At 73.8% G+C, this 11,603-nt stretch carries 11 protein-coding genes; all 11 read left to right on the forward strand.

Translation table 11 applies throughout. The annotated features are described in order from the left end of the window. The first annotated feature begins 83 nt into the window (after window positions 1-83). The 11 genes from G443_RS00395 (at window position 84) to G443_RS00445 (ending at window position 11,488) form a co-directional block, all read left to right on the forward strand. The gene (locus G443_RS00395) at window positions 84-419 is read left to right on the forward strand and encodes a hypothetical protein (protein ID WP_051313911.1); all 336 of its coding nucleotides are present in this window, start codon (window positions 84-86) and stop codon (window positions 417-419) included. A 526-nt stretch (window positions 420-945) separates the two neighbouring features. Then, window positions 946-1,944 carry a substrate-binding domain-containing protein gene (locus G443_RS00400; RefSeq protein ID WP_030106098.1) on the forward strand — a complete coding sequence of 333 codons (999 nt, stop codon included), beginning with the start codon at window positions 946-948 and terminating at the stop codon, window positions 1,942-1,944. Window positions 1,945-1,993: 49 nt separating this feature from the next. Next, a complete protein-coding gene (locus tag G443_RS25260; RefSeq protein ID WP_026418674.1) occupies window positions 1,994-3,511 on the forward strand; it encodes a sugar ABC transporter ATP-binding protein in 1,518 nt (505 codons plus the stop codon). Further along, the gene (locus G443_RS00410; RefSeq protein WP_026418675.1) at window positions 3,511-4,533 is read left to right on the forward strand and encodes an ABC transporter permease; all 1,023 of its coding nucleotides are present in this window, start codon (window positions 3,511-3,513) and stop codon (window positions 4,531-4,533) included. The genes G443_RS25260 and G443_RS00410 overlap by 1 nt, the downstream gene beginning before the upstream one ends. Before the next feature lie 46 nt (window positions 4,534-4,579). Then, entirely contained in the window at window positions 4,580-5,665 is a 1,086-nt protein-coding gene (locus tag G443_RS00415) for a zinc-dependent alcohol dehydrogenase family protein (RefSeq protein WP_026418676.1), read from the forward strand. Beyond that, on the forward strand, window positions 5,662-6,972 hold the full coding sequence (locus tag G443_RS00420; protein WP_051313912.1) for a DUF4380 domain-containing protein: 1,311 nt from the start codon (window positions 5,662-5,664) through the stop codon (window positions 6,970-6,972). The genes G443_RS00415 and G443_RS00420 overlap by 4 nt, the downstream gene beginning before the upstream one ends. Window positions 6,973-7,041: 69 nt before the next feature. Beyond that, window positions 7,042-7,830 carry an SDR family NAD(P)-dependent oxidoreductase gene (locus G443_RS00425; protein ID WP_051313948.1) on the forward strand — a complete coding sequence of 263 codons (789 nt, stop codon included), beginning with the start codon at window positions 7,042-7,044 and terminating at the stop codon, window positions 7,828-7,830. Window positions 7,831-7,876: 46 nt separating this feature from the next. Next, window positions 7,877-8,692, forward strand: coding sequence for a FadR/GntR family transcriptional regulator (locus tag G443_RS00430; RefSeq protein WP_026418678.1), 816 nt, complete (start codon window positions 7,877-7,879; stop codon window positions 8,690-8,692). Beyond that, entirely contained in the window at window positions 8,689-9,834 is a 1,146-nt protein-coding gene (dgoD, locus tag G443_RS00435) for a galactonate dehydratase (RefSeq protein ID WP_026418679.1), read from the forward strand. Before G443_RS00430 ends, dgoD begins: the two co-directional genes overlap by 4 nt. A 65-nt stretch (window positions 9,835-9,899) precedes the next feature. After that, window positions 9,900-10,547: a bifunctional 4-hydroxy-2-oxoglutarate aldolase/2-dehydro-3-deoxy-phosphogluconate aldolase gene (locus G443_RS00440; RefSeq protein ID WP_026418680.1), complete on the forward strand. Its 648-nt coding sequence runs from the start codon at window positions 9,900-9,902 to the stop codon at window positions 10,545-10,547. Beyond that, window positions 10,544-11,488 carry a sugar kinase gene (locus G443_RS00445; protein ID WP_026418681.1) on the forward strand — a complete coding sequence of 315 codons (945 nt, stop codon included), beginning with the start codon at window positions 10,544-10,546 and terminating at the stop codon, window positions 11,486-11,488. Before G443_RS00440 ends, G443_RS00445 begins: the two co-directional genes overlap by 4 nt. Window positions 11,489-11,603: the final 115 nt, after the last annotated feature.

Consider the following 11,603-nt stretch of genomic DNA (forward strand, 5'->3'; position numbering starts at 1 on the left):
CACATCGGATCGGCGGTGGCACCGGTCGGGTGAGCGGTGGCCCCCGCCGTTCGGGGCGGTGGGGGAGGGGCCATCCTGGGGAGGTGACGGGATGGACGCCGGAGACCGACCAGTTGGGTGCGTTGCTCGCGGGGACCGCCGAGCGGGCACGCGCGGGGTTCCACCGCCGGAACGGGCGGCTCGGAGCGTCCTCGACGGTGCACGCGGTGCGGCTCCAGCGGTGGGTCGGTGGTGTCGAGGTCCCGGCTCCCGCCTGCCACGTGGGGAGCGGGACCTGGGACTTCACCACCTTCCACCCGACGGGGGACGGGGTGACGTGTCGGCGCTGCCGGCGGTCCGGCGCGGTCGGGGTCACCGATCTCGTGTCCCGTTCGGCCCGGCAGCTGAGCTTCGACGACGCCCAGGACTCCCTCTTCTGAGACGCCCCGCCCCCGGCCCTCCGGAGGGGGCGCGGACGGGGTGCCGCGCCGGACGAGCCCCGGTCGAGGCCCGGCGGCGCTCGCCGTCGACTCCTGGCGCTCCCGCCGTGCGCCCGCCGCGGCGGACCAGCTGAGCGCGCTCCCCGTCGTGGCGGAGACCTCGGACCGTGGGGACGCCCCGCCCTCGGGGGCGCCGGGACGCGTTCCAGGGCTGCGGTGCCCCCGGTGTCCCGACCTGGCGGTCGAGGGCGAGCCGGCCCGCCGATCGGGTGTCCACCGCGCGCCGCGGCGCCCCATCGTCCGCGCGCGGTCGGCGGACGCGGGTTCCACGACGCCGGATGACGTCGGGTCCAGCCGGCGGACCTCGGACCCGGCCGCCGCTCGCCGCTGTCGGTGACTGATCCACGACCTGCGGTGACAGTATTAATTAATTAGTATTTTTTCTTGACCTGGTGTCCGTTGGCGGCCAATACTTCCCCGCAACCGTGGCACCGGGGCCGCGGACGCGAGGTTCGAAGGAGAGCCGATGACGACGATCGCGAGGGGCCGCCGACGGACGGTGTCCGCACTGGTCGCCCTGCTCGCCGCGACGCTGGCCCTGGCGGGCTGCGGCACCAGGATCGGGGAGGGCGGCCGCTTCGGTGTCGTCTACATGGACGCCCAGGGCTACTACGCCGGGGTCCGCAAGGGCATGCAGGACGAGGCCGCCGAGGCGGGTCGCAGCATCCAGCTCCTGGAGCTCAACGCGCAGGGTGACGCCTCCCGCGAGAGCACCTTCGTCGACACCGTGAGCTCCGCCAAGGTCGACGCGCTGGTCCTCTCGCCGGTGTCCGAGACGGCCTCCATCCCCGCCATCCGGCTCGCGCACCGCAGCGGCGTGCCGGTCATCTGCTACAACACCTGCATCGCCGAGGAAGCGGCCCAGGAGTACGTCACCGCCTTCATCCTCGGTGACCCCGTCGAGTTCGGCCGGCTCCTCGGTGACGCCGCCGCCGACCACTTCCTCGCCGAGGGCATCACCGCCCCCAAGATCGGCGTCGTCAACTGCGAACAGGTCGAGGTCTGCGTCCAACGCCGCCTCGGCTTCGAGGAAGCCCTCTTCGCGAAGGTCCCCGACGCCGAGATCGTGGCCAACCAGCAGGGCTCCACCATCGACGAGGCAGTCAACGTCGCCGAGCGGATCCTCACCGCGCACCCGGACCTCGACGCGTTCTTCGGCCAGGCCGGCGGCGCGACGCTCGGGGCGATCCGCGCCGTGCAGGCCAGGAACAAGGTCGGCCAGACCGTCGTCTTCGGCGGCGACATGTCCACCGAGGCCGCCAACGCCCTGGTGGACCACAGCATCCTCAAGGGCAACGTCGACATCTCCGGCATCGCCGTCGGCCGGATGGCCGCCGAGACCGCGCAGCGCGTCCTCGCCGGCGACGAACCGGAGGAGTTCGTCCTCCCCGCGCCGATCGAGCTGTACACCACCCCGGAGGACGGCCAGGAGTGGCTGGAGAACCACCCGGACGGGCTGCCCTGACCCGGACCCCCAGTCCTTCCCCGCCTCTCGCCAGAGATCGGAGCACGTGGTGACCGACAACGACGTCCTCGCCGCCCAGGCGAGCAACGTGACCAAGGAGTACCCGGGAGTGCGCGCCCTCGCCGGCGCGGACTTCGAGATCCGGGCCGGCGAGGTCCGAGCGCTGCTCGGCCGGAACGGCGCCGGCAAGTCCACCCTGATCCGCATGCTGTCCGGTGTGGACGTCCCCGACTCCGGGGACGTGCGCATCGGCGGCACCCCGCTGGGCGACGGCGGCGTCCGCCGCGCCGCCGAACTCGGGGTGTCCACCGTCTACCAGGAACTCAGTCTCGTCCCCTGGATGACCGTCGCCGAGAACCTGTTCCTCGGCGCCTGGCCACGCCGGGGCGGTCGCGTCGACTACGAGGGGATGCGCCGCGAGGCCTCGGCGGTCTTCGCCGAACTCGACCTGCGGATCGACCCCGACCGGATGGTCGCGACCCTCTCCCTCGCCGAACAGCAGCTCGTGGAGATCGCACGCGGGGTGCGCGGCCAACCCGGGGTGCTCATCCTCGACGAACCCACCTCCGCGCTGGCGGTCAACGAGGTCGAGATGGTCCTCGACGTCGTCCGCCGCATCGCCGGCCGGGGCGTCGCCGTCGTGTACGTGAGCCACCGGCTGGACGAGATCCGCCAGGTCGCGCACAGCATCACCGTGATGCGCGACGGCCGCACCGTCGAAACCGTCCCCGCGCGCGACGCCACCACCGAACAGATCGTCGGCCTGATGCTCGGAGGCGAGACCAGCGCGGCGGAACGGCCCGCGACCAGGACCATCGACCGCACCCGCACCCCGCTGCTCAGCATCCGGGACCTCGTCGTACCACCCAAGATCGAGTCGGTGTCCCTCGACCTGCACGCGGGGGAGGTCCTCGGGATCGGCGGCCTGCTCGGCGCCGGCCGCAGCGAGCTGCTCCGGGCGATCGCCGGGTTCGACCCGCCCCACTCGGGTGCGGTCGAGGTCGAGGGCCGCCGTGTCGACCGCCCCTCCGCCCGGCGCATGAAGGAACTGGGAGTCGGGCTCACCCCGGAGAACCGGAAGGCGGAGGGCATCGTCCCCCTGCTCGGAGTCGACGAGAACATGGTGATGTCCGACTTCCGGGCGGTCTCCCGGGGACCGGCCGTCTCACCGTCCCGGGTCCGCGCCGCCGCCACCGCGCTCGTGGAACGGCTCTCGGTGAAGACCGCGCGCCCCGAGACGCCGATCACCAACCTCAGCGGGGGCAACCAGCAGAAGGCCGTCATCGGCCGGTGGCTGCACGCCGGGAGCCGCATCCTGCTGCTCGACGAACCCACCCGAGGCGTCGACGTCGAGGCCAAGGCCCAGATCTACCGGCTGGTACGCGAACTGGCCGCCGCCGGAGCCGGAGTGCTCTTCGTCTCCGGAGAACTCGAGGAACTTCCCCTGGTGTGCGACCGGGTCGTCGCCCTGCACGGCGGCCGCATCCGCGCGGAGTTCAGCGGACCCGACATCACCCTGGACAACATCCTGGCCGCCACGATGGCCGTGGAAAGTGTGGAGCACTGATGACCACGTCTTCGCAACAGACCCAGCCCGGCACCGCCGCGTCCCCCTCGGCCTCCCCCTCAGCCGGCACCGCCCGGCGCCGACGGCTGAACGAGATCGGCCTGCTCGCCGCGATCGTCCTGCTCTACGTCGTCCTCGGCAGCACCGCCTCCGGCTTCCTGTCGCTGGACAACCAGCTCGGCATGCTCCGCGACGCCGCCACCATCGGCATCGCCGCCTGGGGTGTGACCCTCGTCATCATCGCCGGCGAGATCGACATCAGCATCGGACCGGCGGTGGCGTTCTCCTCCGTGCTCGTCGCCAAGGGCGCCACGGCGTGGGGACTGGGCAGCTGGGGCGGCATCGCCCTCACCCTCGCGCTCGGCCTCGCCTGGGGTGCGCTCGCCGGGTGGCTCGTCGCCAGGTTCACCGTGCCCTCCTTCATCGCCACCCTCGGCCTGTGGAGCGTGCTCGGCGGGCTCGGGCTCTACCTCACCGACGCCCTGCCCGTCGCCCTGCCCGACAACGGGCTGTTCCGCACGCTCGGCGGGACGGTGCTGGGACTGCCCACCTCCGCGCTGGTGATGCTCGTCCTCTTCGCGGTCTTCGCCTACGTCGCCCGCTACACCGCCTACGGCCGCTCGATCTACGCCACCGGCGGCAACGCCGCCGCCGCCCGGCTGGCCGGCATCAACACCGGCCGCGTCAAGATCGCGCTGTTCGCCACCACCGGCCTGCTCTCGGCCATCACCGGCATCCTGCTGGCGGCCCGGCTCGGTTCCGGGAACGGCGGCGCGGCCGCCGGCCTGGAGTTCGACGTGATCGCCGCCGTCGTCATCGGCGGCACCCTGTTGGCCGGCGGCCGGGGAAGCCTGCTGGGCACCCTGCTCGGCGTCGCCTTCATCACCGTCATCGCCAACGGCCTGGTGCTGCTGGGCGTCGACTCCTTCTTCCAGAACGTCGTCCGAGGCGTGATCATCGTCGGCGCGGTCCTGGTCAACGTCGCCATCAGCAACCGGGACCGGGCGGTCCGCACCGTATGACCCCGACGACCACCAGAACCCGGTCACGAGCCGAACGGAGACCGACATGACCGCGCCAGCCACCACCCCCGCCACCATGCGCGGTGTCTACCTGCCAGGCGACTCCACCGCCGTGGTCCGGGAACTGCCGGTACCCAGTCCCGGCCCCGGGCAGCTGCTGCTGCGCGTGGGAGCCTCCGGGATCTGCGGCAGCGACATCGGCTACATCTACCGGGAGCACAAGACCCACCGGGGCCAGGACGGACCCGCCTACCGGGGAGTCGTCACCGGGCACGAACCCAGCGGCACGGTCGTGGCCGCCGGACCCGGCTGCCGCGACTTCGGCGTCGGCGACCGGGTGATCGTCTACCACATCGCCGGCTGCGGGCTGTGCGACAACTGCCGGCTCGGCTACCAGATCAGCTGCACCGCGGACTCCCGCGCCGCCTACGGGTGGCAACGCGACGGCGGTAACGCCGACTACCTGCTGGTCGAGGAATCCACCTGCGTCCACCTGCCCGACGAGCTCTCCCACGTCGACGGCGCCCTGATCGCCTGCGGTTTCGGCACCGCCTACGAGGGCCTGCGCCGGGTGGCCGTCAGCGGGGAGGACGACCTCCTCGTCGTCGGCCTGGGACCGGTCGGCCTCGCGGCCGGGATGATCGCCAGGGGCATGGGCGCTCGCCGGGTGATCGGCGTCGAACCGTCGCCGGCGCGACGGGCCTGGGCCAACACCCTCGGCGTCTTCGACGCCACCGCCGAACCGGAGCAGGCGGCCACCGTCGTCGCCGGGCTCACCGGCGGCAGGGGGGCGAGCACCGGGATCGACTGCTCCGGCAGCCGCCCCGGCAGGTCCACCGTCATCGACAACGCGGCCGAGTGGGGACGCGTGTCGTTGGTCGGGGAGGGCGGCACCCTGGAGACGGAGGTGTCCGACGCGCTGCTCCACAAGCAGTTGACCCTCTACGCGTCCTGGGTGACCTCCGTGCCGGTCATGGCCCAGCTCGCCAGGAACCTCGTGCGTTGGGGGCTCCGCCCCGAGGCCGTGGTCTCGGACCGGTTCCCCCTCGCCGACGCCGACGCCGCGTACCGGCTCGCCGCCGGCAACAGCAGGGGCAAGGTGGTCCTGGTGGCGGACGGGGACGACCGGTGACGGCCGGGCGGGGCGACACCACGCCACCACCCCCGGACACCGCGCGCGTCGAGCACGACGCCTCGGGGCCGGTTCCGCTGTGCCACCTGGACAACGGACTGGTCAGGGTGACCCTGGCCCCCACCCTCGGCGGCCGGGTGCTCTCGGTCCGCGTCGACGGCCGCGAGCACCTGTACCACAACCCCCGGCTGCTCGACGAGGACCTGCGGCCCAGGGACGGCGTCCGCCTCACCCCCACCGCCGGGCCCATGTCGGCCTGGAACAACGTCGGAGGCGACAAGACGTGGCCGGCCCCGCAGGGGTGGGACGGCCCCGACCAGTGGGCCGGACCGCCGGACCCGGTCCTCGACTCCGGCGCCTACCGGCTGACCACCCGGGTCGAGGACGGCGAGGCCATCGCCACCATGACCAGCGACCCGGACCCCCGAACCGGGCTCCGCTCGACCCGCACCGTGCGGCTGCCGGCCGGCACCACCGGCTACCGGCTCGACCTGGAGTTCCACAACGTGTCCGACCGGCGGGTGCGGTGGGGGCTGTGGAACGTCACCCAACTCGTCGGGCACCCGCCGGCCGAGGCCGGGCCGGAGGCCGGCGTGTACGTGGGCCTCGCCGGGTCGGGGCGGCCCACCACGGTGGACCTCGTCGCCGGTACCGCCAACCCCGAGGTCCGCCACGACGGCCGGACCGCACTCGTCCCCGCGCAGGACGTGGTGGGCAAGGTCGGCTTCCCCGACGCCGCCGGATGGCTGGCGCACGTCGCCGCCCACGGCACCCTCACCCAGCGGTTCCCCGTCTGGGAGGAGGCCGAGTACCCGGACGGCGGCTCCCGGGTCGAGGTCTGGCTGGAACACCCCCTGGACCGGCCCCTCGACCACCTGGGCGGCCTCCAACCCCGGGACCGGGTCGTCGAGTGCGAGGCACTGGGCCCCTTCACCTGGCTGGACCCCGGCGACCGCGCCAGCCTGCCCGTCGACGTGCGCTTCGGTGCCACCCGGGACGCCGTCACCTCGGTGACCGACGCCGGGTACTGGACGCGCCCGCTCGGGCTCGTCGCCGACCCCGGCACGGGACGGTGGCGGCTCACCGGGGTGTTCGTCCCCGACAGCGTCGGCGCCCTCCGGGCCACCTGCCACGACGGCGGCGGCACCGAGATCGCGGTGGTGGACCACGACGGGCAGCGGCCCGGCCGGCCCGCGACGCTCCCCGAACTCCCCGAGCTGCCCCCGGCGGCCACCGAGATCCGGCTCTCGGTGCTGCGGCGGGCGGACGCGACGCCGGTCGACGTCGGAGTGGTCCGCCGTGGGTGAGAGGGTCGATCGACAACCAACACCGGCCCGGCGAGGACGGGCGGGTTTCCGAAGGACGAGGTGGGACAGGTGAACAGCACACCCCAGGAGGGCACCCCCCGTGCCGGGGAGTCCCGGTTCGCCGGCCGCACGGCGGTCGTCACCGGCGCGGCCTCGGGGATCGGGGCCGCCACCGCGCGCCGCCTCGCCCAGGAGGGCGCCGCCGTCGCCCTGCTGGACGTCGACGACCGGGTGCACGACGTCGCGGCCGCCATCCGCGACGACGGTGGGCGGGCGCTGGGCCTGCGCAGCGACGTCGCGGACGAGGACGCCTGGGACCACGCCGTGACCACAACCCGCCAGTCGTTCGGCCCGATCGGCGTCCTGGTCAGCAACGCCTATACCGTCGACGTCCGGGCCGCCCACGAGATGAGCCGCCAGTCCTGGGACCAGCAGCTCGCCGTCAACCTCACGGGTACCTTCCTCGGAGTCCGGGCCTGCCTGGGAGACCTGCGCGCCCAGCGGGGCGCGGTGGTCCTCACCTCCTCGGTGCACGCCGTCGTCGGACTGCCGGGGAGGCCGGCCTACGCCGCCACCAAGGGCGGGTTGACCTCGCTCGGGCGGCAGCTCGCCGTCGAGTACGGACCCGAGGTGCGCGTGACCTGGGTCCTGCCCGGACCCATCCTGACGGCGGCGTGGGACGAGGTGTCCGAGGAGGACAGGGTTCGCAGCGTCGAGCAGACCGTCACCCGCCGCTTCGGGACCCCGGAGGAGGTGGCCGCCGGTATCGCGTTCCTCGCGTCACCGGACGCCTCCTACGTCACCGGGACGGGACTGGTGGTCGACGGCGGGTGGACGGCCTTCAAGGCCTCCGCCTGACGGCGGCGGCCCGAACACGCGCCGGGACGACTGGAGGACGAGAAGGATGGCCGCCTACATCGGGCGCGGAGTGCACGGGAACACCGTCGAGCTGCTCGGCGTGCGGATCGTCTCCGGCGAACTCGCCGAAGGCGAGACGATCGACCTCGCCGGCCTCAGCGGCGAGCTGGACCTGAGCCTGACCGCGCTGCGGGAGGCGCTGAAGGTCCTGGCGGCCAAGGGCCTGGTGGACGCCAGGCAGCGCCGGGGAACCTTCGTGCGTCCCCGGGCCACCTGGAACCTCCTCGACGTCGACGTCATCCGCTGGCAGTTCGCCGCGGGAGCCGCCACCGCCTTCCTCCAGGACCTCGCCGAGGTGCGGACGGTCGTCGAACCCGCCGCCGCCCGGTTCGCGGCGCTGCGGAGACAGGAGGCGGACCTCGCCGCGCTCGACGAGGCCCTGCTCGCGATGGCCCGCGCCGTCGGCGGGGACCCCTCGGCCGCGGCCGCCGCCGACCTCGCCTGGCACCGGGCCCTCCTGGTCGCCACCCACAACGAGATGCTCATCCGGATGGAGATCTTCATCGAACCGGGGCTGTCCGAACGCGACCGGCTGGTGCACGGCGCCGCCGAGGACGACCCGGTGCCCAGCCACCAGGCCGTCGTCGACGCGATCCGGCTCGGCGACGCGGACGCGGCGGAACGGGCCATGCGGGACCTCCTGGAGAAGTCCGCGTCGGACCTGCGCCGGGTCACCGACGGCCGGTTCGCCGGCGCCGAGCACGACGGGCACCCCCCGGAGGAGCCCTCGACCCCCGAGCCCCGGGACGCGGGGACCCCGTCCTCCCGGCACGCCGACGACCACATGAAGGAGCTGTCGTGAAGATCACCCGGGTGGAGACCTTCCTCGTCGCCCCCCGCTGGCTGTTCTGCCGCGTGGAGACGGACGAGGGCATCGTCGGCTGGGGCGAACCCGTGGTGGAGGGACGAGCCCACACCGTGCGCACCGCCGTCCACGAACTGGCCGAACTGCTCGTGGGCGAGGACCCCCTGCGGATCGAGGACCACTGGCAGCGCATGACCAAGGGAGCCTTCTACCGGGGTGGCCCCGTGCTCTCCAGCGCCGTGGCCGGCCTCGACCAGGCACTGTGGGACATCGCGGGCAAGGCCTTCGACGCCCCGGTCCACCAGCTGCTCGGCGGCCCGGTCCGGGACCGCGTCCGTGTCTACGGCTGGGTGGGCGGAGACGAACCGACGGAGATCGCCGAGGCCATCGCCGCCCAGGTGGAGGCCGGTCTGACCGCCGTCAAGATGAACGGCAGCGGCCGGATGAGCCGGGCCGGCACCGTCGCCGAGATCGACGGCGTACTCGCCCGGTTGGCGGCCGCCCGGGAGGTCCTCGGCCCCCACCGCGACGTCGCGGTCGACTTCCACGGCCGGTTCACCGCCGCCACCGCCCGCCGGGTGATCCCACTCCTCGCCGACGCCCACCCCATGTTCGTCGAGGAACCGGTCCTGCCGGAGCACACCCACCTCCTCGGTGACCTCGTCCGGTCGAGCTCGGTCCCGATCGCCTGCGGCGAACGGCTGTACTCGCGGCACGAGTTCCTGCCAGCCCTCCAGGCGGGCATCGCCGTGGCCCAACCGGACCTCTCCCACGCCGGCGGCATCTCCGAGGTCCGGCGCATCGGCTCGCTCGCCGAGGTCTACGACGCGCAACTGGCCCCGCACTGCCCCCTCGGTCCGATCGCCCTCGCCGCCAGCCTCCAGATCGCCTTCGCCACCCCGAACTTCCTCATCCAGGAGCAGAGCCTGGGCATCCACTACAACGTCGGCGCGGAACTCCTCGACTACGTGGTGGACCGGGAGATGTTCCGCTTCGTCGACGGCCACCTCCCCCGCCCCACCCGGCCCGGGCTGGGGGTGCTGGTGGACGAGGACGCGGTACGGCGGGCCGACGAACTGGGCCACGAGTGGCGGTCGCCGACCTGGCGGCACGACGACGGCTCCTTCGCCGAATGGTGATCCCCCCGCCCGGCCGGGAAGCTCCGGACGGGCACGCACCACCCACAGACACCAGGAGACGCAGCATGAACCTTCTCGACCGCCTCGCCGAGGAGCGAGTGGTGGCGATCGTGCGCGGTCGCGACCCCGAGGCCGCCTACCGCGCCGTCCGAATCCTGTGGGAGGAGGGAATCGACCTGGTCGAGGTGTCCCTCACCGGCGCCGACGCGCTCGCGGTGATCGAACGCCTCGCCCAGGCGCGTGCCGGCCAGGCCGCGCTCGGAGCCGGCACCATCCTCTCCGAGCAGGACGCGCGGCGGGCCCGGGACGCGGGAGCCACCTTCGCCGTCACCCCGGCCATCGGGCCGGGCACGGCCACCGCCATCGAACTCGGCCTGCCCACCCTGGTCGGCGCGCTCACGCCCACCGAGGTGTACACCGCCGTCCAGGCCGGAGCCAGCGCGGTGAAGCTGTTCCCCGCCAGCCACGGCGGCGGACCCGACTACCTGAAGGCGTTGCGGGACCCCTTCCCCTCGGTGCCGTTCGTCCCGGTCGGTGGCGTCGACGTCGACGCCGCGCGCCGCTATCTGCGACTCGGGGCCCTCGCCGTGGGCGTGGGTTCCCCCCTCCTCGCCGGCGCCGCCGACGGGGCCGACCCGGCCGAGATGCGGGTACGCGCCCAGGCCTTCCGGGCGCTGGCCCGCGAGCACGACCAGGGCGGTGGACCCGCATGACCGAGGTCATCACCCTCGGCGAGACCATGGCGGCGCTCCGGGGCACCGGGCCGATGCGCCTCGGCGGAGACATGCGGCTCTCCGTCGCGGGAGCCGAGTCCAACGTCGCCATCGGGCTGTCCCGCCTCGGGCACGCCACCCGTTGGGTGGGCCGGGTGGGCGCCGACCAGCCCGGCGAGCTCGTCACCCGAACGCTGCGGGCGGAGGGCGTCGACGTCACCTCGGTCGTGGTCGACCCGGACGCCCCCACCGGGCTCATCCTGTTCGAACCGCGCGTCGCCGACGTCGTTCGGGTGAACTACTACCGCAGCGGCTCGGCCGGGTCCCGCCTGAACCCGGGGGACCTCGTGCCCGCGCTCACCTCGGGGGCCCGGCTGCTGCACGTCACCGGCATCACCTGCGCCCTGGGACCGGAGCCGCTGGCGGCGGTCCGCCGCGCCGTCGACCACGCCAGGGCCTCCGGGTGGACCGTCTCCCTCGACGTGAACTTCCGCTCCCGCCTCTGGACCGCCGACGAGGCCACCGAGGTCCTGGCCCCGCTGGCCGAACGGGCGGACGTGGTGATCGCCTCCGACGACGAGCTCCCCCTCGTCGCCGCCGGGGCGGGCGACACGGTCGATGCCGCCCAGCGGCTGCTCGGCGCCGGGGTGTCCGAGGTCGTCGTCAAACTCGGAGCCGACGGCGCCCACCTGCACCACCGGGGAGGGACCGAGCGGGTCGCGGCGGTCCGGGTGCCCGTCGTCGACACCGTGGGAGCCGGCGACGCCTTCAGCGCCGGGTACCTCTCGGCCCGCCTCGACGGGCTCGACGCCCCCGAGCGACTCCACCGGGCGGTGCTGCTGGGCGCGTTCGCCGTGGCCAGCGCCGGGGACTGGGAGGGACTGCCCACCAGGTCCGAGCTGCCCCTGCTCGACCTCGCACCCGGCAGCACCGTGCGCTGAGCTGGGCCTCGCCCGTGCCAGCCGGCCAGTCGGAGCACGGCACCCGCCAGCATCGTCCCGCCGGTGGCAGTGGCACCCGGGGCACCACCGGTGAACCGGAGCCACCCCGACCGTC

The organism is Actinoalloteichus caeruleus DSM 43889 (assembly GCF_000429185.2).
Lineage (GTDB): Bacteria > Actinomycetota > Actinomycetes > Mycobacteriales > Pseudonocardiaceae > Actinoalloteichus_B > Actinoalloteichus_B caeruleus.